Origin of the sequence: Algoriphagus sp. SE2, assembly GCF_039563885.1 — a bacterium.
In the GTDB taxonomy this organism is placed as follows: Bacteria; Bacteroidota; Bacteroidia; order Cytophagales; family Cyclobacteriaceae; genus Algoriphagus.
Map to the genome: position 1 here is coordinate 58,378 of NZ_JBCLWJ010000015.1, position 25,845 is coordinate 84,222.

Consider the following 25,845-nt stretch of genomic DNA (forward strand, 5'->3'; position numbering starts at 1 on the left):
TAAACAGAAGGACAATATATTAAAATAGATTAATCAGTTTCTATTTTGCTTTATCTGAATGGGTAGATATAACTACCAAACCTTTCTCTGATGGCCCGATCAAGATCCTCATGGTGATCTGGATGTGCTATTCTTTTCAACTCGTAGGCTCTTTGTCTCAGGTTTTTTCCAAAAAGGTAGGCAATTCCATATTCTGTAACTACATAGTGCATGTGAGCTCTAGTGGTCACAACTCCTGCACCTTCTTTTAAAAATGGGACAATTTTAGATGCTCCTTTTTTTGTTTGCGAGGGTAATGCCATAATAGGTTTTCCCCCAACAGACAAGGCTGCACCTCTCATAAAGTCCATTTGTCCGCCCACGCCTGAATAGTGGTAGCTTCCAATAGAATCGGCACAAACTTGACCTGTGAGATCTAACTCTAAACAGCTATTGATTGAAATAACCTTTGGATTTTTACGAATAATCGCTGTGTCATTTACATAGGCTGCCTCATGAAAGGAAAATTCAGGATTATCATTGATTGTATCATACAGTTCTTTAGTACCAACCGTAAAAGAGGACACGACTTTCCCGGGATGCTTTTTCTTATAAGCATTAGTTACTGCTCCTGATTTCATTAAATTCAAAATCCCATTTGAAAACATTTCCGTGTGAATCCCTAAATCTTTGTGATTTTCCAGTGAATTTAAAACAGCATCTGGAATAGCACCAATACCCATTTGTAGAGTAGAACGGTCTTCAATGAGTGAAGAAATATGATATCCTATTTGTTTTTCTATTTTAGAGATTTTTTCGGCATAGTTAATCTCAGGAAGAGGGTCATCTACGTGAATGGCAGCAGAAAATTTTGAAAAATGGATATGACCATCTCCATGAGTTCTAGGCATCCGCTTATTTACTTGTGCGACAATTATTTTTGCTGTTTCAACGGCTGGTTTTGCAACATCTACGGAAGTTCCGAGAGTACAAAAACCGTGTGCGTCTGGCTCGGAAACTTGGATTAGTGCCACATCAACTCCAAGAATATTGTTCCTAAACAATTGACCAATTTCACTCAAAAAAATTGGAACATATCCACCATGATCAGAATTCACAGCTTTTCTGATGTTAGCTGATACAAAAAGTGAATTCATGAAAAAAGATTTCTGACATTCCTCACTTACCAAAGGCATATCCCCTAGTGTAGTAATGGATACCAGCTCCACATTTTGAACCTCGTCTCTTCTTTCTGCTAAAGCATATAATAATCGAGTAGGAGTGGCAGCACTTCCATGGATAAATACTCTTTGATGACTCTTTATGAAAGAGACCGCTTTTTCAGGGCTTGTGTAAGAAATAGGCATTATTTATTGAATTAAGTAATTTAAAAATAAACCAATTGATCTAAATATATACTAATTAGAACCATCTCCTGCTTAGTACTTCTATTATTCACCAAATAATATTTTGTCTCTAATACTTATTTTCAAGGTCATCTCGGTCGTTTTTCTGTATATTCGCGTCTTGTAATAAGTGTTGATTTGATCTTATTAGAAGTAAAAATAATCAGGTTAAAAAAAGAAATAATCCAGATTTCATGACTTTACCAACAGAAATTTATAAACCCAAAAATCACATTCGAATAGTTACTGCCGCTTCTCTTTTTGACGGACATGACGCCGCAATAAATATCATGCGGAGAATTATCCAATCGACTGGTTGCGAAGTAATTCATTTAGGCCATAACCGTTCAGTTCAAGAAATAGTGGACTGTGCGATTCAAGAAGATGTTCAGGCAATTGCTATTACTTCATATCAAGGAGGACATGTAGAGTTTTTTAAGTATATGTATGATTTGCTGCATGAAAAAGGAGCGGGTCATATCAAGATATTTGGTGGAGGTGGTGGTACGATCCTCAAAGAAGAGATCGAAGAATTACATGAGTATGGGATTTCGAGGATTTATGCTCCTGACGATGGTAGAGAAATGGGTTTACAAGGCATGATTAATGATCTGGTTAAGCAAGCTGATTTTCCAATTGGAGATCAGCTGCAGGAGGGATTTAATCTCGATAAATCAAATAAAGCTTTTGTTGGGAGAGCAATATCAGCTTTTGAAAACTTTCCGGAAAAGAATCAGGAATTATTAAGTAAAGTAAGAAAGGCTAGCAAAGAAGCTGTTACTCCAGTTTTAGGAATAACGGGTACTGGTGGAGCTGGTAAATCATCCCTCGTGGATGAATTGGTACGAAGATTTTTAATGGATTTTGAGGATAAAACACTTGCTATTATTTCGGTTGATCCCTCAAAACGAAAAACAGGTGGAGCACTCTTGGGGGATAGAATAAGAATGAATGCTATTCATCATCCAAGAGTATTCATGCGTTCTTTGGCAACTAGACAGTCTAATCTGGCGCTTTCAAAATATGTTCAGGATGCTGTGGATACAGTAAAAGCTGCCGGTTATGATTTGGTAATACTAGAAACTTCAGGAATTGGACAATCGGATACGGAGATTATTGAGCACTCTGATCTTTCTTTATATGTCATGACTCCGGAATATGGAGCAGCATCGCAATTGGAAAAAATTGATATGTTGGATTTTGCAGATGTGATTGCGCTGAACAAATTCGATAAAAGGGGTGCATTGGATGCAATTCGGGATGTAAAAAAGCAGTACAAAAGAAATCATAATTTATGGGAGATAAATGATGAAGATATTCCTGTTTTTGGAACTATTGCTTCTCAATTTAATGACCCTGGAATGAATCAGTTGTACAAGGCTTTGATTTCAAGGATAAACAAAGAACATCCTGGCTTGGAAAGTACCTTTGAACTTACTGCCGGTACCTCTGAAAAGATTTATATTATCCCACCGGCCAGAACCAGGTACCTTTCAGAGATAGCAGAAACGAATAGGAATTATGATGTCTGGGTGGAGGAGCAAAAAGAAATTGCCCAGAAATTATTCAGTATAAAAAAATCTATGGAAACCATCCAATCTCTAAAGGTTGAAGATTCTGATAGGTTGCTGAAAGAATTGGAAGAAGTTTATGCAAAGGTTGAATTGGAGTTTGACCCAAAGAATAAAAAGTGGATTGAGGATTGGCCAAATGAAGCAAGTAGATACTCGGAAGACTATTATGTTTTTAAGGTTAGGGATAAAGAAATAAAAGTAAAAACCTATTACAAATCTCTTTCTGATACAAAGATCCCCAAGATTTCTTTGCCGAAATATGAAGCTTGGGGAGATTTATTAAAGTGGGGACTTCGGGAGAATGTACCAGGAAAATTCCCCTTTACTGCAGGTGTTTTCCCTTTCAAAAGAGAAGGTGAGGATCCAACAAGAATGTTTGCTGGAGAAGGTAGTCCAGAAAGAACAAACAAAAGATTTCATTATGTTTCCAAGGATATGCCTGCAAAAAGGCTATCCACAGCTTTTGATTCAGTAACTCTTTACGGAGAAGATCCAGATAACAGACCAGATATTTATGGGAAAATAGGTAACTCCGGTGTAAACATTTGCTGTTTGGATGATGCAAAGAAACTCTATTCGGGTTTTAATCTGGTGGACCCAATGACCTCTGTTTCTATGACAATTAATGGTCCGGCTGCGACCATGACTGCTTTTTTCATGAATGCGGCAATAGATCAGCAATGTGAGGTTTATATAAAAGAGAATGGGCTTGAAGAAGAGGTTGAAAATAAAATCAAAGCGATTTACCAGAAAAATGGACTGGTAAGACCAAGTTACGCAGGAAAAATCCCGGAAGGGAATAATGGACTTGGTTTGATGCTTTTGGGGGTGACAGGAGATCAGGTTTTACCAAAAGAAGTGTATGAGAAAATAAAAGCTGACACAGTTGCCAGAGTTAGAGGCACGGTTCAAGCAGATATTTTGAAAGAAGATCAGGCTCAAAACACCTGTATTTTCTCTACTGAGTTCTCCCTACGATTGATGGGGGATGTGCAGCAATACTTTATAGATAATGGTATCCGTAATTTTTATTCTGTTTCTATTTCAGGTTACCATATTGCAGAGGCTGGTGCTAATCCTATTACGCAGCTTGCTTTGACTTTATCAAATGGATTTACTTATGTGGAGTATTATGTGAGTAGGGGAATGGATATTAACAAGTTTGCACCCAATCTTTCGTTTTTCTTTTCAAATGGAATCGATCCGGAATATGCTGTAATTGGAAGAGTTGCCAGAAGAATTTGGGCAAAAGCAATGAAACTAAAATATGGTGCCAACGAGAGATCTCAAATGCTCAAGTATCATATTCAAACTTCGGGAAGATCACTTCATGCACAAGAAATTGATTTCAATGATATCCGAACTACGTTGCAGGCATTGTATGCTATTTATGATAACTGTAACTCATTGCACACGAATGCATATGATGAGGCAATAACAACTCCAACAGAGGCCTCTGTAAGAAGAGCAATGGCAATCCAGTTGATTATTAACAAAGAATTGGGATTGGCAAAAAATGAAAATCCTTTACAAGGCGCTTTCATTATTGAGGAATTAACTGATTTAGTAGAGGAAGCGATTTATCTAGAATTCGATCGGATAACCGAAAGGGGTGGGGTTTTAGGTGCGATGGAAACCATGTATCAACGAGGTAAAATCCAAGAAGAAAGTTTGCATTATGAAATGCTAAAACATACGGGAGAGTATCCTATTATTGGGGTTAATACCTTTTTGTCAGCGGATGGATCGCCTACTGTCACACCAGGAGAAGTGATCCGAGCAACCAAGGAAGAAAAAGAGGCGCAGATTAATACATTAAATAATTTGAATCAATCTCAACCTGAACTCGTAGATCAACATCTACAAGCATTGAAGATTGCGGCAGTTAAAAATGAAAACATTTTTACTGAATTAATGGAAGCTGCAAAATATTGTTCTTTGGGTCAAATCACACGTGCCTTATACGAGGTAGGCGGTCAGTATAGAAGAAATATGTAAATAGAATTTAGAAGTGGAATTAAAAAATGGCTTTGCCGGTTTTGGCAGAGCAAAAGTTTAACTGAGATCCCCATGTCAAAAAGAAATGTAACTGTCCGTATGAAAGCGGACTATGAATATGAAGCTGTCAATCCTCAGAGGAACCTAGTTCATATCGATATGTATGATGCACCTGAGAAACAAGCCCAATCTCCAATGGAACTGCTACTTTCAGCATTAGGGAGTTGTGCATCAGTCGACGCGGTTTTAATGATGAAGAAAAAGAGGAGAACAATAGAATCTTTTACAGTTGATGTAGAAGGAATCAGAAATGATGGCATTCCTTCTTTTTACACTGACATTCATTTATCATTCACTTTAGTTTCTCCTGACGCAAATGAGGTTGAATTTGGTAAGGTTGTAGCCCTGTCAGTAGATAAATATTGTTCAGTTGCATCCTCCCTTAAATCGAAAATCACCTATTCCTATTTAGTAAAAAAGCCCTAATGAGAGTAGTTAAAGAGTTTAACCAGGAGGAAATACGAGTAAGTATTTTTTCCTGGAATAATAAGTATATAATTAAGTTTGAATTTGGCCCTTTGGAGCAAACTTTCAAAGTCAGTGAATTGGATGTCTTAGAAGAGAGTGACTTGGAAATGTTTTGGAAGGGGGATTTTTTCGAAAAAGTGAAGCAAAGATTTCAAGAAATGGGTAAAACTTTTCGTGCTCACATGGAAAATTTTTAATTTCCATACATAGCAATGGCTTCATTATGAAAAAAACTACATTTTTATTTTTCATTTTATTATCAATTTTTTCTTGTAATAGAAACTTGACTTTGGATGACCTTCCCGAAAATGATCATCTTCAAGAAATGGTGGATGACATGGAAGCAGAATTTCTCGTTTTAGAAGATGAGATAGTTCAGTTAGAAGGTTTCTATCAACAAATCTTAAAAAATAAAGACTCACTTTTATCTGCAGCTGACAGATCCAAGTATAAAATAGTAGGTTCATTTTCTGATAATAGTATTAAAGAAAATGGAGACCTCAGTAAATTGATACTTTCTACCAAATCGCCAGATCCCCAGAAATCTCTTGAGGAGATCTACTTTACTAACAATCTAGATTCGGCTTTTAAGGCGATTTGTCAAAAACATAATATTATAGCTCAGGTTTATTCTAATTCTGCGATGCAGGTATCAAGGGTATATCCCCCTTATGATGCTGTAAATTTAATGGACCCAAATATTGATTTATATAATTTCAATTTTTATTATGAAGCAGATAAAGAACATAATCCAAATAAAGGTTTAGTTTGGATTCCTGAAGTCTATGTTGATCCAGCCGGAAAAGGTTGGATACTATCCTTAATCCAACCAGTTTATGAAGGAGATAATTTGTTTGCTGTTTTAGGAATTGATATTACCGTCGACGAAATTTTAAACAGGTTTCTCCAATCGGAAGATGGTAATTTTTTAATTGTGAATGGGAAAGGCGATATTGTATCTGGTAAATCTTCTGCTATTGAAGCGTTAAGTTTGCCCCCTTTAAAAAACCATATTTACAGAGAGACGATTCAATCTGATAATTTTCGGATTTCAGACTTTAACCTTTTTAATAGCAAAAGTCTTCAAGTAAGACAAATGGCACAGTCATTTTTACTGAAAAAGGATGTCAAATTTTTGTTTGAAAATGAAATTAATTTAAGTGCTGCCATTGCAACTCCATTCCATTTTACGGATTGGTATTTAATAGAAATAAATCCTCCTGAAAATGGGAACTAAAAAAGAAAACAATCTAAGCTTTTTACTGACAACAGCGCTTGGGGTTTTCCTGGTTTTCCTTGTGATAGCGCTAGGAGTAAGTTTTTATTTTGCTATTTCTGGTGCCCAACTGGATTCCAGAAAAGTATTTTTGAACAAACAAACCGAGCTTGCAGGAAGGGAATTAGAAGTAGAAATTGAGCGATTCGAAGAAGATGTTGAAAGCTTAATGGGTTTTTTGGAAGATGAGGATTTGGATGAAGAGGATTACAGAAAGGACCTTACTACTGTTGCTCGCAAAGTAGTCAATAATTATCCAGGATTGATTGATACAATATGGGTCAGTTTTCCTGACTCTTCGATATTTTTTACGATGACAGATCGAAACGATTTCCTGAGGCAGCCCTTTTACGGTGATGTCAAAAGTAAATATTTGGAAAATGCAGGAGTTTATGAGAAGAATTCACATGGGATGGAAGTTGTTTTTGGGTTAAATCTTGGAGGATTCACAAAACAATTTGTTGAAAATTATTACTTGAATTCAGAAGGGGGAAAGTTTCTTTTAATTGGAAATCAACTTACCAATTTGACTCCGTCTATTTCAAACGAGGAAATTAGATTTGATGAAAGTACTCTAAGTGCCATAAAAAATGATGTTGCTTTAGGTCTTAAAGGAATGTATGAATTAAACTGGACTACTGAAAGTGGTTTAGTAGATGGAGTCTTGGTTCAATACCCTTTTGATTTTGGGGAGATTTTAGAAAATGCCTCCCTTCTTTTTTTTATTGAGACTGAGCAACTTTCATCGGGAGTTTATAATACTTATTTATGGCTGTTTTTTGTGCTCACATTATTGCTATTAGGGACAATAGTATTTTTTATCTTTTCGTTAAGGAATAATTTAAATGCCCAGAAACAATTAGAAAGAAATTCAAAAGAAATTTCAGAATTATTTGATCAGCAAAACCTTCTATTAAAGGAACTTAAGGGATTTGTTTATTTTCATAATCATAAAGGCGAAATCACAAGAGTAAGTGATGAAGTGGTTGATATTTTAGGTTCGCCAAAAGATGTTTTTCTTAAAGCTTTCTCTCCAGATAGTACCCATAAAGATGTAATAAATCTAAAGAAAAGAGTCTATCAAGCTTTGAGCACCAAAACTTCTTTTTTGGATTTTGAATATGATTATGTCAGGCCAGATGGAAAAAAAATAAGGGTAAAAATATTCGAAAAATTAGTCTTTGATGAATTGGGAAGATTCAATGGAGGATTAGGGATTTGTACAGATATCACGGTTCAGTTTCAAGCCAGTCAGCAATTAATTGTCAGCGAGAACAGATTGAGAACTGTACTGGAAAATATTCCAGATGTAATATTTATTTATGATAACCTAGGGAATGTAATAGGCTTTCATGTCAAAGAGAAAATACCAGGTTGGGACGAATCTTCTTTAGGGAAGAATATTTCTATTTTATTACCTCCAGATCAAAAAGAGGAAACCATTCAGGCATTTGATTTAGCAAGAAAGACTGGGAAAATACAAACGGTTAATAGAAAGCTCGACCTGCCAACTGGTACAAGATATTTTGAAATCAGGTATTTTCCATTAGATGAAAATCGCATGATGTCTTTGGCGAAAGATATCACCAGTCAGAAAATATGGGAAAAAGGTTTGATGGAAGCAATGGATGCTGCTGATGAGGCTAGTCGAGCCAAATCTGAGTTTTTGGCTAACATGAGTCATGAGATCCGAACTCCAATGAACGGATTGTTAGGTATTATAGACCTATTGGAATTGACAGATCTTGATCCAGATCAAAAACAATATTTAGAAATAATCAAGAACTCTGGAAATTCTCTTTTGGGAATTATAAAAGACATTCTTGACTATTCTAAAATTGAGGCTGGTAAAATGGAAATAAATAATGCCTCTGGTAAACCTGCTGAGGAGTTAGAAAAACAAATTCAGTTATTTTATGGATTAGCTCAAAAGAAGCATCTAAAAATAAACACAGAAATAGATCCTCAAGCATTTGAGGTTTTCGAGACTGATTTTGATAAGATTAATCAAGTGATTTTGAATCTTGTAGGCAATGCAGTCAAGTTCACCCCAATGGGAGGAACTGTTGATATTTCAATGGAAGTTGAAAAGATAGAAGATGACTTATACTATTTAAAAACCAGCGTTAAGGATAGTGGAATAGGAATCCCTGAAGAATTGATTCCATCATTGACAGATCCATTTTTTCAGGTAGAAAGTTCAAGTACTCGAAGTTTTCAAGGTACTGGATTAGGTTTAGCTATTGCAAAAAGGATCGTTGAATTAATGGGTGGAGAATTGGTGATTTCCAGTGTTTTAGGGGAAGGGTCAATGTTTTCATTTTCAGTTTTATTAAAGAAAGTAAAAGTAGATGCACTTTCAGGAGTTTTGAAATCAGCTGATGAACGAGTTAACTGGTTTGGTATGGCCAAAGAATATCCACTTAAATTACTCTTGGCTGAAGACAATGACTTGAACCTTCAATTGATGAAGTTAATGCTGGATCAGTTAGGTTATTCTTTCGATGAGGCAAGAAATGGTCTTGAGGCTTTGGAAATGGTAATTAAGAATGACTATGATCTGGTTTTAATGGATGTTCAAATGCCTGTTATGAACGGATTAGAAGCAACCAAAAAAATCAGGGAAAAGCCGAGTAAAAAGAAATTATTCATTATCGGTTTGTCCGCAAATGTTTTTGATGAAGATCAGAAAAAGGCCCTAGAAAGTGGGATGGATGACTATCTGACCAAACCTATTCGCTTAATTTCTTTGGCTAAAAAAATAGAGCTTTTCTACCACAGAAAGCATCAAAACCAGTATAGTGAAAAACCAAGCTGAAAGCTTGGTTTTTGATTATAAGGATGTATTTAGATCGAAAGACTCTAAATAATCGGCAACCCTTTTAACAAACATTCCTCCGAGTGAGCCATCTACTACCCGGTGATCATAAGAGTGGGAGAGGAACATTTTATGTCTAATTGCTATAACATCCCCGGTAGGAGTTTCTACTACAGCAGGTTTCTTAACAATAGCACCAACAGCCATAATTGCCACTTGAGGTTGCATGATAATAGGCGTTCCAAGTACATTTCCAAAAGAACCAACATTGGATACAGTATATGTACCACCGCTAAGATCATCTGCAGAAAGCTTATTATTTCTGGCTCTACTAGCAAGGTCATTAACTTGTTTTGAAATCCCCACCAAGTTTAATTGATCTGCTTTTTTGATCACAGGGACGATTAAATTCCCACTTGGCAATGCCACTGCCATCCCAATGTTTATGTCTTTTTTCTTGATTATTTTATCCCCATCAATGGTGATGTTGATCATTGGAAAATCTCGGATTGCCTTTGAAATAGCCTCAATAAAGAAGGGGGTATAAGTAATAGATTCCCCAAACTTTGATTTATAGGCAGCCTTATTTTTTTCTCTCCAAAGTACAATATTTGTCATGTCGGCCTCCACGAAAGAGGTAACATGAGCCGATATCCTTTTGGACTCAACCATTCTCTGTGCAATCATTTTCCGCATTCGATCCATCTCAATAATTTCATCAGAAGCAGAAATGCTTACTTGAACCTTTGGCTCAGAGATGGACTTTACAGATTTAATATGATTATTTCCAGCTGTTCGGTTTTCTAAATAGCTTAACATGTCGTTTTTCGTGACACGTCCATCTTTACCTGTCCCTGGGATTTTAGAAAGCTCAATTTTCGAAATCCCTTCTTCTTTAGCTATGCTTTGTACCAAAGGGGAATAAAAACGATCATCAGAAACTTCTTCTTTAGGAGAGGAGATAGGAGAAATTAATGAGGCTGTTTTTTCTGGTGCAGCTGCTAACAATTCTTCTTTAGGATTCGATTCCTTTACATCAATTGAAGTTGGTAAAGAATCTATTTCTCCTTCAGTTTCAATAATTGCAACTGGTGCACCTACTGCTACCACTTCCCCTTCCTTGACCAATATTTTTTTTAGTACTCCGGCATGCGTGGAGGGAACCTCAGTGTCGACTTTATCAGTAGCCACTTCCAAAACCGATTCATCTTGTTCGATGGATTCTCCTTCTTTCTTTAACCAATTCAGAATTGTTCCCTCTATGATACTTTCGCCCATTTTGGGCATTAGCATTTCTACACTTGCCATAATCTTCTAAATAATTAAATTGGGTATATTTTCAACTTTTAAAATTAAATTTTATTAGGGATCATCCCAAACCTTTTTGTAAAATTTAATTTGCTATTTTTTAGAAAAACAAATTCTAAGCAAATTCAAAACAGCTACCGCTGTCAATTGAATGTTTAGCATTCTATCCTGGGTTAGTTGCAATTTTTTTGTTTCGACAAAATCATTTCCAGCACAAGCTATCCAAACTGTTCCAACTGGTTTACTTTCCGTTCCCCCATCTGGACCTGCAATTCCGCTACTTGCTAAACCAAAGTCAGCGTTGAAAAGCTTTCTAACACCTGAAGACATTTCTTTAACGGTTTGCTTACTGACAGCTCCAAATTCCTCTAGAGTTTCATTTTTTACTCCTAATATCTCATGTTTAAATTGGTTATGATAAGGAATAATGGCCCCCTGAAAGTAAGCACTGCTGCCAGCTACACTGGTAATTAAATGAGAAACATATCCCCCAGAGCAGCTTTCAGCCAAAGCTAGGGTTTTATTACTTTTCTTCAAAAGCTTGCCTATTGCAGATTCGAGCGTTTCTTCATTATAACCATAGATATATTCTTCTATTTGAGGAAAAACAAGATCGATTTGTTCTTGAATCTCTTTTTCTAATGTTGCCTTATCTTCACCAAAAGCAGTTAATCTAAGCTTTACATGCCCTAAAGAAGGTAGATAAGCAAGTCTAATATGATCAGGTAAAGCATTTTCCCAATCTCTAATAAGATCAGAAAGCCAACTTTCTCCAATCCCTACAGTTTTGATTACTTGATGAACAATGACGGGCAGATCAAATAATTCAAAAAGTTTAGGAATTACAAAATCTTTCATGAGCTTCTTCATTTCATGAGGAACCCCGGGCATGGACATCCAATAGGTGTTGTTTTGTTCAAACCACATTCCGGGTGCCGTTCCAACCTCATTTGGGACATAGGTACAGCAAGAGGGTAAATGACCCTGTAAGATATTTAGGGGTGTGATTTCCCGTCCTCTTCGCTTAAAAAAACTTGTAACTGCCTCCACAGCCTCAGGAAATTCAACAATAGGGCAATTAAAATATTCTGCCATGAGAGGCTTTGTTAAATCATCTTGAGTAGGGCCTAGACCACCCGTAATTAAAACGATATCGGCTCTATTTTCTGCTTTTGAAAATGCTTCAAGAATATCTTCTCTATTATCTCCCACGGTGGTTCTTCTAACAACCCGTACACCGATTAAATCAAGCTCTTGACTAATCCAATGGCTATTAGTATCTATGATTTGTCCATAGAGTAATTCGTCCCCAATGGCAATAATTTCTGCTTTTACAGTTTTCATGAAGGTTATTAACTAGGTGTTATCTGACTTTAGCTTTCAATAGGATTTTAGAAAAGATTCCTGGGACAAATCGCTTTAAATATATTGCCATTACTTCTTTGCCTCCGATATAAATTTCCTCCTTTTTCTTTTTTAGTCCCTTAAAGATTTGATTTGCACATTCTTCAGCACTCATTCCATTGGCTTGAGCATCATCCATTTGGTTGAGGGGTTTCCCATCTGCAGTCATTGCATTCACAGAGACATTAGTTTTTATAAAACCGGGACAAATCATCGTCACTGAAATATTATCAACAAAATGCTCAGCTCTTAAAGAATCGAAATACCCGTGAAGCGCATGTTTAGAAGCAGAATAGGAAGAGCGGTAGGGGGAACCAATTATTCCCACAAGAGAACTTGTCACTCCAAACTGTCCTGATTTTTTAGCTTTGAAGTGTGGTATAATTGCTTTGGTTAATGCAATAGTTCCAAAGAAATTAATCTCCATGATTTTTCTATCCACTTCTAGTTTCGTTTCTAAAGCAAGCGAGCGTTGGCTAATCCCACCATTGTGAAACATAATGTCAACCTGTCCAAATATCTTAATCGCCTCACTAGCTTTGTCTTGTAACTCATCTGTTTTTGCAAGGTCTAAGGGTAAAACCGCACAATCCTCAGGAAATTCACAGGATTCCATCACTTTATGTAGGTCTTCCTGCTTGCGGGAGGATAGGATTACCGAATAGCCCTCTTTTGAGAATTTTCTAGCTGCCGCAGCTCCAATCCCGGATGATGCCCCAGTAATCCAAATAACAGGTTTAGCCATAATTATTGTTTTATTCTTTCGTAATCAACAAAGGAAAAAGGAAATTGATTTTTTTCATCTGCGGGATGATCCTCTCTACTTACTACTTTCCAAATGGAGGGATCTATTCTTGGAAAAAAAGTATCTCCCTCCGGCTCGGCATCCACTTCTGTTATAACAAGTTCATCGGCCAATGAAATTGTTTGTTTATAAATTTCCCCGCCTCCGATAACATAGAGTTTTTCAATCCCTAGTTTTTTACAAAAGATGAAAGCATCTTCTACACTTTCAAAAACATGATGTCCTTCAGGTACCTGATAATTTGGATTTCTTGTGATTACCAAATGCGTTCGATTGGGCAAAGGTTTTCCTAAAGATTCAAAGGTTTTCCTTCCCATTAAAATGTAATGATTGGAGGTTAAGGCTTTGAACCGTTTAAAATCAGTTGGGATTTTCCAAACTAAATCATTTTCCTTCCCTATTACCCCATTTTTGGCTACAGCCGCAATCAATAATATTCTCATAATTTTAATACTTCAATACCTTGAAGATACTAGGGTTTGAGAAGGTAAAAAATTAAATTATTGATTGACTTAATTTTTTGCCATTTGAGTCATCATGCTAGGATAATCTTCCAAAACAAATGATTTTGATTCTGAGTCATTTACCTCAATAATCTTTAATTTGATATTGGTTCCATCATCTGAGGATGTAAAATCCATTTCCATAAAATTACCCTGTGGAAAATCTTTGAAATGCTCTGCATATTTACTCTGATTCTCATCCGTTGCGAATGGACTATTAGTTCCCCAAAAGGATGAATATCCACCAATGGGCTCTTCGGTAATCCAATAAGTGCCTTCTCCATCTTTGCTTTTGACATGATATTCATCACATGAATAGCCTAAGATCTCTTTTGTATTCCCTGTTTTTTCAATAAACAATTCAGGGTCTTCCATAGGATTGGGATTTTCTTCTTGAGCATCAGCCACTACCTCATTGATATCCAGTTTATATGCAAAACTCATTTTTTCTCCTTCATTATCCATAAGAAGGATGGAAGCAGAATTTGGAATATCATAAACCATAACCATTACTGATTCAGGTTTTTTGGGATCTATTATCTCCATTCCCGTGTAATCAGTGGTTTTTGACAGGTAGGATTTTAATAAAGTTGGTTCTTGTTCTTTCCCTTTCTTATCGGTGGCAGTCATTTCCATTACGACATTTCCAAAGAAATCATATTGATCTGCGGTTTCAACTTCCTCACCCATTCCAGCCAAGATTTTATTCATGTCCAAAGTCACAGGACCATTAGACTCACCATCTTCACCAAACAAGCCTTCAAACTGTTTTTCCAGCTGTCTTTGAACCATTTTGGTGGTTTCTTCCTCTACTTTCTTTTCAATTGCCCGTTCGGCACCTCTACTTGCCGCTTTTTTTATTTTTTTAATGAACTGCGCATCAGAACTAGTTGAAATGAAAAATAGAAGGATTAAAAGGATTAAGTTTTTAATTAGATTTTTCATAATTGATAATTTAAAAATTGTAATTCATTTCAATATCTTTGAATTTCCTAAAAATCAGACAGATGTAAAAGTTTTTAAGGATAAAATCCTTTAAATCTTATTGCCTCTCAAGAAGTCTTCTGTCTTCATCCTTTTCTTTCCCTCCAATTGTAATTCTAATATTTCTAAGACACCATCTCCTGTTTGGAATTTTAAAAATGACTTGCCATCAGTAATAAACTCCCCCGGTTTTAGTGAAGGATTGGTTTCATTTATAAACCTAGTTTTGAATATTTTACAATTCTTGCCATCAATTTCAGTCCATGCCGCAGGGTAAGGTGAAAGCCCCCGGACCAAGTTATGAATTGATTCAGCTGGTCGATCCCAATTTATTTGGCAGGTTTCTTTGAAGATTTTAGGTGCATGATGAAGCGCTTTGGATTCATCCTGTATTTTAGGGTGTACCTCATCTTTTGAAATGGCTTTAACCGTTTTTAAAACCAACCTTGAACCTTCATGCATAAGTTTTTCATAAACAGTGCCTAAATCATCCTCCTCTAGAATAGGAACTTTTTCCTGGAAAATAATACTTCCTGTATCAATTTCATGTTTTAAAAAGAAGGTAGTAACTCCTGTTTCCTTTTCGCCATTTATAATAGCCCAATTTATTGGAGCGGCACCTCTATAATCAGGTAATAGTGAAGCATGGAGGTTGAATGTTCCGATAGGAGGCATATTCCAAACGGATTCTGGGAGCATTCTAAAAGCAACAACTATTTGGAGATCAGCCTTTAAGTCTTTCAACTCCTGTTGAAAAGCTGGATCCTTTAAGTTTGTAGGCTGAAGAACTGGAATATTTAGTTTTACCGCAGCTTCTTTAACAGGAGAGGGGATCAGTTTTTGACCTCTTCCTTTTGGTTTATCGGGTGCTGTGATTACTGCAATCACATTCCATCCATTGGCCACTAATAATTCTAAAGAAGGAACAGCGAACTCTGGCGTTCCCATATATATGATTCTTAGATCTTTATTCATTTTATTTTTTACCTTCTTGGTTGAAAGTTCTGAGTATTTTCTTCCTAATCTTCGTAAATCAAATACTTGGTTCGCTTCTTTTTGTAAGCCTCCAGATCTGCTGACCAACTTCTTTTTATCTCCGCTTCTGATTTACCTTCTAATAATTGCTTTTTTAATTCATCAGTTCCTGCTAGGGTGTTGAAATACCCCTTAAAAAACGCCTCTCCTTTTCCCGACTTCTTTAAAGCATCAATTACATAGGAAAGTGTAAACCGATGAGTTAATGGCTCATTTCTTAAATCTACCCCATAGCAGAGCTGACCTTTTAATGGTGGATTTGTGGACATTCCCGGTATACTTACAGGTGTAAAAGTAAATTCCCCAAAGTTTTTGTCCGGGTATCCATAAACTTGAAATGGAAATAGCGTTCCCCTTCCTAAAGAGATGATACTTCCTTCGAAAAAGCAGGTGCTTGGATACAATCGAATAGCAATATCATTTGGTAAATTTGGAGAAGGCTTTACTGGTAAATTATAGGTTGTCTTATGAGTCCAGTTAGCAATAGGGATAACTTCCAGGCTGCAAGTAAGACCTCCTTTCAACCACTTTTCGCCATTGATCATTTTTGCAAGTTCACCAACTGTAAGACCATGAACTACTGGAATTGGATGCATACCCACAAAGCTTTCAAATCCTCTTTTTAAAACAGGACCATCTATATAATCTCCATTTGGATTGGGTCGATCAAAAATTATTACCTTTTTATTGTTCTCTGCGGCTGCCTCCATAACATAATGCATGGTACTGATATAGGTGTAAAATCGAACTCCTACATCTTGAAGATCAAAAATTATGATATCCAAATCAGCAATTTGAGCAGCAGAAGGCTTTTTGTTATTACCGTAAAGTGAAACTATTGGCAGCCCGGTTTTAGAGTCAATAGAACTGTCCACTTTTTTACCTGCATCCACATCACCTCTAAACCCATGCTCGGGTACAAAAACTTTTTTAAGATTTATGCCTTGTTCCAGAAGAAAATCTACAACGTGTTTATTTTGACTATGAGTCAAGATACTTGTTTGATTTGCTACTATCCCAACAGCTTTTCCTTTTAACATGTCGAGATAAAGTTCTGGCCTTTCTGATCCGGGAGTGACTTCAATTTGTCGTGCCGTTAGATTTGCGATTCCAAAGAAAAAAAGGATCATTATCCTCAAAATATTGCCAAAGGATAAGAGATTCGTTTGCTTCATGCTATTTTGCGTTCTTTGTAGAACAAATTATCTAATAGAACAAATTAAAGAAGTCCATTGAACCTTTCCTATTTCATTGCTAAAAGAATCAGCTTTAAAAAAGCGGGAGGATTTTCCGCCACTATTCATAAAATCGCTGTAGGTAGTTTGGCTATTGGTTTGGCAATATCTATTCTTTCTTTCATGGTTTTGGGAGGGTTTCAGCAAACTGTTTCAGATAAGGTGTATGGGTTTACCGGACATTATCAGGTTCAGCGATTCACTATGAGCAATGCATTCGAGGAGGCTCCTTTTTCTCTCAATAGTGAATTTGCTGTGGAATACAAACAATTACCTTTTATAGATAGAATTCAATCATTTGCTCATAAAGCAGCACTAATAAAAGGTGAAAATGAGGTGGAAGGGATTCTTGTTAAGGGAATCGGTAATGACTTTGATACGCTGAATTTTAAAAAATACCTGAAAGAAGGTAGAATGCTTCGAATTCCAGAGGAAGGAACAAGTAATGAGATTTTATTAAGTAAAGTCATTGCAAATAAACTTTTCCTTGAGGTCGGAGATCGAGTGATCATGTATTTTGTACAAGATCCACCTCGATATAGAAGGGTAGAAGTAGTAGGAATATTTGAAACCTATCTGGAAAATTTCGATGAAAAAATTGTCATTGGAGAGTTGCAGACAATTCGTAACCTCAATGGCTGGACTGAGGATCAGGTAGGTGGATTAGAAGTTTTCGTAGAGAACCCAAAGAAAGTTGATACCTATGCTCCAGAACTGGAGAATATCATGGATTTTGATTTGAAGTTGATCGCAAGTAAAGATAAGTTTTTGGAGATTTTTGACTGGCTCAAATTGCTTGATACAAATGTTTACGTATTTGTTGGTTTAATTGCTTTTGTAGCGATCTTTAATATGGGCGCTATTCTTTTTATTCTGATCATGGAAAGGACCCAAATGATTGGTTTACTGAAAGCGATGGGAGCTGCGAATAAGCAAATTCGAAGGATTTTCTTCTGGAACGGAGTGAATATTCTATTTAGGGGACTTTTAATCGGTAACGCAATTGGTTTAGGGTTTGGGATCTTACAAGATCAGTTTAAAATTATCCCTTTAGATCCAGCGAGTTATTATATGGCTTATGTTCCTATAGAATGGAACTTGCCAGTATTTTTCCTGATTAATTTAGGGATTACTTTACTTACGGCTTTAGTACTTTTCATCCCTGTGATGGTAATATCAAGAGTTGACCCGATTAAGTCAATCCGCTTTGATTAAGTTTGTATGGAGAAAAAATACTTTTGATTTTCATCCAAATCACTCCTAATACAGCTTCTTTAAATATCCCGGAACTCATCTTTGAAATTCCTTTTGTTCGGTCGGTAAAAATAATGGGAACTTCGGTAAGCTTAAAACCTAATTTCCATGCTGTGAATTTCATTTCAATTTGGAATGCATATCCGATGAATCTCACCTCTTTCAAATTTATTCCTTCAAGTACACTTTTATGGTAACACTTGAATCCTGCAGTAGCATCCTTGATAGGAAGGCCGGTAATAAATTTTACATAAACACTGGCAAAATAAGACATCAGAACTCTTCCTATTGGCCAATTCACTACATTCACACCGGTAATATACCGGGAGCCAATTGCCATATCAAACTCACGGCTTTCACAGGCTTGATATAGTCGTATTAAATCTTTGGGATCATGAGAAAAATCACAATCCATCTCAAAGATAAAATCATATTTATTTTTTAAAGCCCATTTAAATCCTGTCAAATAAGCTGTACCAAGCCCTAATTTGCCTTTTCTTTCAATTAGATGAAGCCTATCTGGAAATTCGGTTATATTATCAATTACAACTTTAGCAGTACCATCAGGAGAGCCATCATCAATCACCAGTAATTCAAAATCTCCTTCAAGACCCATAATTGAATGGATCATTTCCTGGATATTTTCAATCTCATTATATGTGGGAATTATGACTAGTTTGCGGTATCTCATGGGGCAATAAAGCCCAAAAGTAAGGCTTCGGGTTGATTTTAGAAGAATCGAACTTAATAATTTTAAGAAAAGCTTAATTTCGCAGCAAAATTAAAAATATGATCGCTATAGTTAGTTATGTTTCAATTGGCTCTTATGATGCCCAAACGGTAAATGAAGATGAAATTCTATCTTCGATTTTAACTGAATTAGAATTAGATCATGAAATAGTACCTTGGTCGGATACAACTATAAATTGGAATAAATACAAGACTCTTTTGATAAAATCCACCTGGGATTATTTTGATTATTATCCAGAGTTTTTGCAATGGATGGGAAAAATCAAAAGCTTAAATATTCAAGTCTTAAATGGATTGGATACACTTTTTTGGAATTCTTCTAAAAGTTACCTTTCAGAAATAAAAGAAAAGGGGTATCCCGTAATATCAGGCAAGAAATTGAATAAGGGTACTAAAGTTGAATTCGATTTGATTAAAGATGCCGTCAAATCTGAAACCTGGGTTATTAAGCCTCTGATAAGTGGCGGAGCAAAGAATACCTTAAAAATCGAAAGCGAAAAGTGGTTAGATTTCTCTGATACTATTCAAGATCTCGTGAACCATGAAGACTTCCTCGTTCAGCCATTTATTAAGGAAGTTCAGGAGATAGGAGAGTACTCATTAATATTTTTTAATGCAGAATTTTCACATGCCGTTCTTAAAACTCCTGCTAAAGGAGATTTTAGGGTTCAACACTATTTTGGCGGAGAAATAAAAGTGATCGAACCAAATTCCAAAATGATGAATGCTGCAGAATCGATTGTTAAAGATTTTGCTTCAGATAGTCTTTATACAAGAGTAGACGGAGTGGAAATTGAAGGAGAATTCCATTTGATGGAATTAGAACTCATTGAACCATATCTGTTTTTATCTTCTCACCAACAAGCCATTTCAAATTATAAGAATGCTTTAAAGAAGAGATTGAATTAAACACATATTTCTCGCTGATTTTGAGCGTATTCACTGCCTTTATTGGCTGCTTCTTGTAATATCATACAACCTTGGGGATCACCTAATTTAGCTAGCAATATCCTTTTTTTGCCATGGCTTCCACATGATTTGGGTTAGCTTGAAGTATTGCTTCAAAATCTTCTAATGCATAGGAAACATATCCTGCTCTCATTAATGCAAACCCCCTATTATATCTTCCTACAAGTTGGTCTGGCTCAAACTGTACATACTTGTTGAATGATACTGCGCAGCCTAAAACATCTCCACGCATAGCTTTTGCCATGCCTTCATAAAAATGAACTTTTGCAAATTCTGGATTTAATTCCCTTGCTTTGACCAAGAAATTCTCTGATGAGGAATACTTTTTTGTCATCAATTGGGTTCTTCCCAGGAGATATAAAATATCAAAATCAGCAGGCTCTAAAGAAGCGGCTCTTAATAAGTAAGATTCTGCTTTGTTATAATTCTTTTCTTCAAATAAGAGTTTTCCCAATCCTGCATAGGCTTGTGCATATTCATCATCTAAGGCAATAATCCGTTCGTAATCTTTTTTAGCATTTAATGTATCCCCTAATTCCTCATGACTTCTTGCCCTCATATGCAAAGCTTTCAGATCTGTGACATGAAAAAACAAATAACTATCGAGTTCTTCCAATGCAGCTTGATAGTCCTGATCATTGTAAAGTCTTTCTATTCTTTGGAAATCATTGGAACAAGAAACAAGAATAAATACTACTAAGTATATAGGTAAAATATGTAAGAATCGTTTCATAACTAAATGAAACAAAAAAAAAGGATTGGGAAAAATAATCTTTGTGAATTTTTCCTAATCCTTTAATAATTTATTATTAGTTAAGAGATTGATCCTTAAAGAACTCCTTTGGTGCTCGGTAATTGATTGATATTTCTTGGATCTCTCATAACAGCCATTTTTATAGCTCTTGCTAAAGCCTTAAATATCGCTTCAATTTTATGATGCTCATTTGTTCCCTCTGCCTTGATATTTAAGTTACACTTGGAGGTATCTGAAAAGGATTTAAAGAAGTGATAAACCATTTCGGTTGGCATATCTCCAACTTTTTCCCTTTTGAATTCAACATCCCATACAATCCAAGGTCTTCCTCCAAAATCAATCGCAACTTGGGCTAGTACATCATCCATTGGAAGAAGAAATCCATACCTGAAAATCCCTTTCTTATCACCTAGAGCTTTTAAATAGGCCTCACCCAAGGCCAGTGCTGTATCTTCAATTGTATGATGCTCATCAATATGTAGATCACCTTTAACTTTGATTTCTAAATCTGTACTTCCATGCTTTCCTAACTGTTCCAGCATATGATCGAAAAAATGTAAACCAGTTGAAATGTCGCATATACCGGACCCATCCAGGTTTAGCTTGATAAAAATATCAGTTTCCGAGGTTTTTCTTTTTATTTCAGCTGCTCTTGGAGGCAGTTTCAAAAATTCATAAATCTCATCCCAATCTTTCGTACTGAATTCTGCCTTTGCATTTTCATCACCAAAGTAAATTGATTTTGCACCTATATTCTCAGCTAATTGAACATCCGTAATTCGATCTCCGATTACGAAACTGTTAGATAAATCGTATTCTTCCGAAAAATAAGCTGTCAAAAGGCCTGTTCTTGGTTTTCTTGTTGGGGCATTTTCATGTTCGAAGGTCTTGTCTACAAGAATTTCTTTGAATAAAATATTCTCTTGTTCTAAGGTCTTAAGCATCTTGTACTGAGCAGGCCAGAAAGTATTTTCAGGGAAAGAAGGTGTGCCCAACCCATCTTGGTTCGTTACCATTACCAACTCATAATCCAGCTCCTCCGCAATTTTTCTAAGGTTTGAAATTGCTTTTGGTACAAACTCCAACTTTTCCAAGCTATCTACCTGAAAATCTGTTGGAGGCTCTTTAATGATCGTACCATCACGGTCTATGAATAATACTTTCTTTCTCATAAATCTAATAAATAGGTTTAAACTTTTTTAGGGGCAATTTTCACCAAAGCTTTCAGGAATTCTTCATTTTCTTTTCTTGTACCAACTGAAATCCTAAGGCAATCTTCACATAACAATACTTTTGATCTGTTTCTCACAATTACTTTCTGCTCAATCAATTCATTGTAAACCTCTGTAGCATGGGGAATTTTGATTAAAAGAAAGTTTGCCTGTGAGGGAAAAATATTTTGAACGAAAGTCAATTTCTCAAGATTTTCTTGCATAAAACTCCTTTCTTTCAATATACCTTCAATCATCTTTTTAACCTTCTTATTGTTCCGAATAGCTGCAAGCACAGTCTCTTGCGTTAATCCTGAAATATTATATGGAGGTTTGATCTTATTAAGAATTCCAATTATTTCTTCAGACCCAAAAGCCATTCCTAGTCTCAATGAAGCCAATCCCCATGCTTTTGAGAAAGTTTGAATTACCAGAAGGTTTGGGAAATTATCTAATTCTGTCGTAAAGCTAGGTTCATCATTGAAATCAATATAGGCCTCATCAATAACGACAATACCTTTAAATTTCCGTAAAAGAAGTTCTATATCATCTCTTTTAAGCTTGTTTCCACTAGGGTTGTTGGGAGTACAAACGAAAATAATTTTGGTATTATCATCGACGGCATCCAATACTTTATTTGGCTGAAGTTGAAAGTCTGAAGTCAAAGCAACCCTCCTTATTTCCACATCATTGATGGAAGCACTGACTTCATACATACCATAGGTAGGAGGAAGTAAAATGACATTATCTTTGCCTGGATTGCAAAACGCTCGGAACAATAAATCGATTGCTTCATCCGAGCCATTTCCTAAAAAGATTTGTGAGGGTTTTACTTGTTTGATTAGTGAAATCTCCTCTTTCAATTCACTCTGGTAGGGATCAGGATATCGATTATAATCTTGATCAGTTACCGAACCATATGGATTTTCATTGGCATCTAAAAAGACTCCAATCTTTCCGGTATACTCATCTCTAGCAGAAGTGTAAGGCTGCAATTTTGCAATATGAGGTCTTAAAAGTGAGTTTAATTTAAACTGCATATCTATTTCAATTTCAGATAATTAAGACGAATAGTTACAGCGTTTTTATGTGCCTCCAGCAATTCATTTGCAGCCATTACTTCTATGGTAGGACCTAGATTCTTTAAACCTTCTTCTGTAATTTTTTGATAGGTCATCTTCTTTAAAAAACTATCCAAAGAAACGCCACTGTAATTTCTGGCATAGCCATAAGTAGGCAATGTATGGTTAGTACCGGAAGCGTAATCTCCTGCAGATTCTGGAGTGAAATTACCGATGAAAATTGATCCTGCATTGAATATTGAATCGACTACCTCATCTTCATTTTCAACTGCTATAATCAAGTGTTCTGGAGCATATTCATTGATCAGATTTAAAGCCTCCGACTGATCGTCCATTACAACAGCTCTAGAATTTTTTAAAGATTTGATGGCAATGTCTTTCCTAGGCAAATCTTCAAGTTGGGCATCAATTTCTTTGATAACTTTCTTGGCGAATTTTTCTGAATTTGTTACCAAAACAACCTGACTATCTACCCCATGTTCGGCCTGCGATAGGAGATCTGAAGCTACAAAGGCTGGAATGGCTGTTTTGTCTGCATATACCAAAACTTCGGAAGGGCCTGCTGGCATATCAATTGCGACTCCATATTTTGTGGCCATTTGCTTGGCCGCAGTTACATACTGATTTCCTGGGCCAAAGATTTTATCCACTTTTGGTACTATCTGAGTTCCAAATGTCATGGCAGCAACTGCCTGAGCACCTCCGACTTTTACGATTTTAGTAATACCAATTAGATCAGCGGTATATATAATCGCAGGATGGATTTCGCCATGTCTATCGGGTGGCGTACAGAGTACAATTTCCTTGCATCCTGCAATCATTGCTGGAACTCCAAGCATTAAAACCGTACTAAATAAGGGAGCTGTTCCTCCTGGGATATACAAACCGACTCTTTGGATTGGCATGCTTTTTCTTTTGCAAACTACCCCTGGCATTACCTCTTCGACAAGTTCGTCACTTATTTGAGCTTTGTGGAATCGTTCAATATTGGTCTTTGCAACTTGTATTGCCTCCTTCAATTCAGCCGAAAGCTTTTCAGAAGATGTATTTATTTCATTTTCAGAAACGAGCAAACTTTCGAGTTGGACATGATCATATTCCAAAGCAAATTTGAATAAAGCCTTATCTCCATTTTGCTTGACCTTTCTGAGAATAGGCTTGACAATTTTGTTGATTTGTTTCGTTTTCTGAACTGGCCGAGCCAATTCCTTTTTCCAAGTATCCTGTTCAGGATTTTTAAGAATTTTCATGGATATGATTTTCTTTTACTAGGCTGTTTAAAGAATCATTTTTTCAATTGGAACTACAAGTATTCCTTCAGCTCCGGCTGTTCTTAGCTCTTCAATGTGCTCCCAAAATTGGTCTTCATTTAAAACTGAATGAACAGAAGACCAACCCTCTTGAGCTAAAGGTAAGATTGTCGGACTACGCATACCTGGAATCAATTTAATGATTTTGTTGATTGAGGCATTAGGTACATTCATAAGGACATATTTGCTACTTTTTCCTTTTTGAACTGCATTGATTCTGAATAATAACTTTTCTACTATTTCAGTTTTCCAATCCGACAAGTTTTTATTTGCTATTAAAACTGCCTCTGATTTAAAGATCTCCTCAACTTCCTTCAGTCCATTCATCATTAGGGTAGACCCAGAACTGACAATATCACATATTCCTTCAGCTAAGCCAATACTTGGTGCTATTTCAACGGAACCGCTGATTTCATGTATCTCTGCCTGAATATTTTTTGAACTTAGAAAATCCCCAAGAATTTTAGGATAAGATGTAGCTATATTCTTCCCTTCGAAAAATGATAAGTCCTTGTATTCTTGTCCTTTAGGTATTGCTAGTGAAAGTCTACATTTAGAAAAACCCAGCTTTTTTAAAGTTAAGACATCTTCGTCTTTTTCAACCAATTCATTTTCTCCTACTATACCTAAATCTGCAACCCCGTCAGCTACATATCCAGGGATGTCATCATCTCTGAGAAAAAGGAATTCAATTGGGAAATTGGTTGAAGTGGATTTAAGTTTCCCTGTCCCATTATAAAATTTAATACCACACTCTTTGATAAGTGCTAAAGAGTCATCTGATAATCTGCCGCTTTTTTGAACGGCAATACGGATAATTTTTTCCATGTTGGCAAGTTACGCTAAGAAATATAAGGTTATGAAAATTTTTTGGTGAAAAGCGGAATCCCTATCATCGGCTTCACCGGGCATGTTGAAAAATTCCTCAGGAGGAATGATGGAAATGGTGCAGCAAATGCGATTGCTGTATTGGTAAAAAATCAATATTTCTATTGTTGTGATTCATTTCTGCTGACAAATATAGGGATGCTTGATAAACCAGCAAAAAAGGTAAGATGTTTTTGAATAGTTTGAAAAAAATTAAGTGAAGTAAGGATTAGGAGGTTTTTGATAACTATCTAGTTTTAGAATAAAAGCTTAATATCTTTCATAAAATAAAAAGTGCCTTGGGCAGCCTTGTAAAACCCATTTTATCTATGGAATGGAAACGTACACCTGTATTTCTTGGGACTATAATATCCTGGATTTTATTTGCCGTTATTGGCTTTGGGATGTGGGGATGTCCAACCTATAACGTTTGGCAACAGGAAATGAGTGGTAGAGCAGAATTCGCTAAAGCCGAACAAAACAGAAGAATTTTAATTGAAGAAGCTGCTGCGAATTTAGAAGCTGAAAAACTGAATGCACAAGCAGAAATTGAGAGAGCTAAAGGAGCGGCAGAAGCTATTAAAATTGAAAATGGTTCGATTTCAGAAAAGTAGATTCAATATCTGTGGGTGAGACAGCAAAAGAATTTAGGAGATAAGACAGTTATTTATATTCCAACTGAAGCAAATCTGCCAATTTTGGAAGCAGGTAGAATCCCAAGAATCCAAGATTATTCTAAGGATGGAAACTAAAAAAAGAGCTCTGACTAATCAGAGCTCTTTTTTGATTTAATGA

The 25,845-nt window shown here is 36.1% G+C and carries 24 protein-coding genes; 10 read left to right on the plus strand and 14 right to left on the minus strand.

Annotated elements, in window-relative coordinates:
- Window positions 1-50 precede the first annotated feature (50 nt).
- Entirely contained in the window at window positions 51-1,346 is a 1,296-nt protein-coding gene (locus tag AAGF08_RS16215; RefSeq protein ID WP_343512357.1) for an acetyl-CoA hydrolase/transferase C-terminal domain-containing protein, read from the minus strand.
- 233 nt (window positions 1,347-1,579) lie between these two features.
- On the opposite strand from AAGF08_RS16215, the gene AAGF08_RS16220 reads away from it, so the two are divergent.
- From AAGF08_RS16220 to AAGF08_RS16240, 5 genes are all read left to right on the plus strand, one after another.
- Complete coding sequence (locus tag AAGF08_RS16220) at window positions 1,580-4,957, plus strand: methylmalonyl-CoA mutase family protein (protein WP_343512358.1); 3,378 nt, start codon at window positions 1,580-1,582, stop codon at window positions 4,955-4,957.
- A 72-nt stretch (window positions 4,958-5,029) separates the two neighbouring features.
- Window positions 5,030-5,443 (plus strand): OsmC family protein, encoded by a 414-nt coding sequence (locus AAGF08_RS16225; protein ID WP_343512359.1) that lies wholly within the window; start codon window positions 5,030-5,032, stop codon window positions 5,441-5,443.
- The gene (locus AAGF08_RS16230; protein WP_343512360.1) at window positions 5,443-5,682 is read left to right on the plus strand and encodes a hypothetical protein; all 240 of its coding nucleotides are present in this window, start codon (window positions 5,443-5,445) and stop codon (window positions 5,680-5,682) included. Before AAGF08_RS16225 ends, AAGF08_RS16230 begins: the two co-directional genes overlap by 1 nt.
- Window positions 5,683-5,708: 26 nt before the next feature.
- Window positions 5,709-6,722, plus strand: a complete 1,014-nt coding sequence (locus AAGF08_RS16235) for a hypothetical protein (RefSeq protein ID WP_343512361.1) — start codon at window positions 5,709-5,711, stop codon at window positions 6,720-6,722.
- Entirely contained in the window at window positions 6,712-9,579 is a 2,868-nt protein-coding gene (locus AAGF08_RS16240; RefSeq protein ID WP_343512362.1) for a response regulator, read from the plus strand. The genes AAGF08_RS16235 and AAGF08_RS16240 overlap by 11 nt, the downstream gene beginning before the upstream one ends.
- A gap of 15 nt (window positions 9,580-9,594) precedes the next feature.
- On the opposite strand, the gene AAGF08_RS16245 is transcribed toward AAGF08_RS16240, so the two are convergent.
- The 7 genes from AAGF08_RS16245 to AAGF08_RS16275 form a co-directional block, all read right to left on the minus strand.
- A complete protein-coding gene (locus AAGF08_RS16245) occupies window positions 9,595-10,887 on the minus strand; it encodes a dihydrolipoamide acetyltransferase family protein (RefSeq protein ID WP_343512363.1) in 1,293 nt (430 codons plus the stop codon).
- A gap of 93 nt (window positions 10,888-10,980) precedes the next feature.
- Complete coding sequence (locus AAGF08_RS16250; RefSeq protein ID WP_343512364.1) at window positions 10,981-12,231, minus strand: competence/damage-inducible protein A; 1,251 nt, start codon at window positions 12,229-12,231, stop codon at window positions 10,981-10,983.
- Window positions 12,232-12,250: 19 nt separating this feature from the next.
- Window positions 12,251-13,036 (minus strand): SDR family oxidoreductase, encoded by a 786-nt coding sequence (locus AAGF08_RS16255; protein ID WP_343512365.1) that lies wholly within the window; start codon window positions 13,034-13,036, stop codon window positions 12,251-12,253.
- A gap of 2 nt (window positions 13,037-13,038) precedes the next feature.
- Complete coding sequence (locus tag AAGF08_RS16260; RefSeq protein WP_343512366.1) at window positions 13,039-13,539, minus strand: dihydrofolate reductase; 501 nt, start codon at window positions 13,537-13,539, stop codon at window positions 13,039-13,041.
- Window positions 13,540-13,608: 69 nt separating this feature from the next.
- Window positions 13,609-14,544 carry a DUF4412 domain-containing protein gene (locus AAGF08_RS16265; RefSeq protein WP_343512367.1) on the minus strand — a complete coding sequence of 312 codons (936 nt, stop codon included), beginning with the start codon at window positions 14,542-14,544 and terminating at the stop codon, window positions 13,609-13,611.
- A gap of 90 nt (window positions 14,545-14,634) precedes the next feature.
- The gene (gene fmt / locus AAGF08_RS16270; protein WP_343512368.1) at window positions 14,635-15,558 is read right to left on the minus strand and encodes a methionyl-tRNA formyltransferase; all 924 of its coding nucleotides are present in this window, start codon (window positions 15,556-15,558) and stop codon (window positions 14,635-14,637) included.
- A 44-nt stretch (window positions 15,559-15,602) separates the two neighbouring features.
- Window positions 15,603-16,748, minus strand: a complete 1,146-nt coding sequence (locus tag AAGF08_RS16275) for a DUF1343 domain-containing protein (RefSeq protein ID WP_343512434.1) — start codon at window positions 16,746-16,748, stop codon at window positions 15,603-15,605.
- 102 nt (window positions 16,749-16,850) lie between these two features.
- Between AAGF08_RS16275 and AAGF08_RS16280 the strand changes: the two genes are divergently transcribed.
- The gene (locus tag AAGF08_RS16280; protein ID WP_343512369.1) at window positions 16,851-18,068 is read left to right on the plus strand and encodes an FtsX-like permease family protein; all 1,218 of its coding nucleotides are present in this window, start codon (window positions 16,851-16,853) and stop codon (window positions 18,066-18,068) included.
- Here the strand turns inward: AAGF08_RS16280 and AAGF08_RS16285 are convergent.
- The gene (locus tag AAGF08_RS16285) at window positions 18,046-18,798 is read right to left on the minus strand and encodes a polyprenol monophosphomannose synthase (protein WP_343512370.1); all 753 of its coding nucleotides are present in this window, start codon (window positions 18,796-18,798) and stop codon (window positions 18,046-18,048) included. The genes AAGF08_RS16280 and AAGF08_RS16285 overlap by 23 nt on opposite strands.
- A gap of 98 nt (window positions 18,799-18,896) precedes the next feature.
- Here AAGF08_RS16285 and AAGF08_RS16290 point away from each other — a divergent pair, with 98 nt between their 5' ends.
- Entirely contained in the window at window positions 18,897-19,766 is an 870-nt protein-coding gene (locus tag AAGF08_RS16290; RefSeq protein WP_343512372.1) for a glutathione synthetase, read from the plus strand.
- Window positions 19,767-19,857: 91 nt separating this feature from the next.
- On the opposite strand, the gene AAGF08_RS16295 is transcribed toward AAGF08_RS16290, so the two are convergent.
- The 5 genes from AAGF08_RS16295 to hisG all read right to left on the minus strand — a co-directional run bounded on the left by AAGF08_RS16295 (window position 19,858) and on the right by hisG (window position 25,011).
- The gene (locus AAGF08_RS16295) at window positions 19,858-20,559 is read right to left on the minus strand and encodes a tetratricopeptide repeat protein (RefSeq protein ID WP_343512374.1); all 702 of its coding nucleotides are present in this window, start codon (window positions 20,557-20,559) and stop codon (window positions 19,858-19,860) included.
- Window positions 20,560-20,654: 95 nt separating this feature from the next.
- Entirely contained in the window at window positions 20,655-21,752 is a 1,098-nt protein-coding gene (hisB, locus tag AAGF08_RS16300; RefSeq protein ID WP_343512375.1) for a bifunctional histidinol-phosphatase/imidazoleglycerol-phosphate dehydratase HisB, read from the minus strand.
- Window positions 21,753-21,769: 17 nt separating this feature from the next.
- Window positions 21,770-22,831, minus strand: a complete 1,062-nt coding sequence (gene hisC / locus AAGF08_RS16305; protein ID WP_343512376.1) for a histidinol-phosphate transaminase — start codon at window positions 22,829-22,831, stop codon at window positions 21,770-21,772.
- Between the two features lie 2 nt (window positions 22,832-22,833).
- On the minus strand, window positions 22,834-24,123 hold the full coding sequence (hisD, locus tag AAGF08_RS16310; protein ID WP_343512377.1) for a histidinol dehydrogenase: 1,290 nt from the start codon (window positions 24,121-24,123) through the stop codon (window positions 22,834-22,836).
- A gap of 27 nt (window positions 24,124-24,150) precedes the next feature.
- Window positions 24,151-25,011 carry an ATP phosphoribosyltransferase gene (hisG, locus tag AAGF08_RS16315; RefSeq protein ID WP_343512378.1) on the minus strand — a complete coding sequence of 287 codons (861 nt, stop codon included), beginning with the start codon at window positions 25,009-25,011 and terminating at the stop codon, window positions 24,151-24,153.
- Between the two features lie 45 nt (window positions 25,012-25,056).
- On the opposite strand from hisG, the gene AAGF08_RS16320 reads away from it, so the two are divergent.
- From AAGF08_RS16320 to AAGF08_RS16330, 3 genes are all read left to right on the plus strand, one after another.
- The gene (locus tag AAGF08_RS16320; protein ID WP_343512379.1) at window positions 25,057-25,248 is read left to right on the plus strand and encodes a hypothetical protein; all 192 of its coding nucleotides are present in this window, start codon (window positions 25,057-25,059) and stop codon (window positions 25,246-25,248) included.
- A gap of 131 nt (window positions 25,249-25,379) precedes the next feature.
- Entirely contained in the window at window positions 25,380-25,664 is a 285-nt protein-coding gene (locus AAGF08_RS16325) for a hypothetical protein (RefSeq protein WP_343512380.1), read from the plus strand.
- Window positions 25,665-25,679: 15 nt separating this feature from the next.
- Window positions 25,680-25,802, plus strand: coding sequence for a hypothetical protein (locus tag AAGF08_RS16330; protein WP_343512381.1), 123 nt, complete (start codon window positions 25,680-25,682; stop codon window positions 25,800-25,802).
- The last annotated feature ends 43 nt before the right edge of the window (window positions 25,803-25,845 follow it).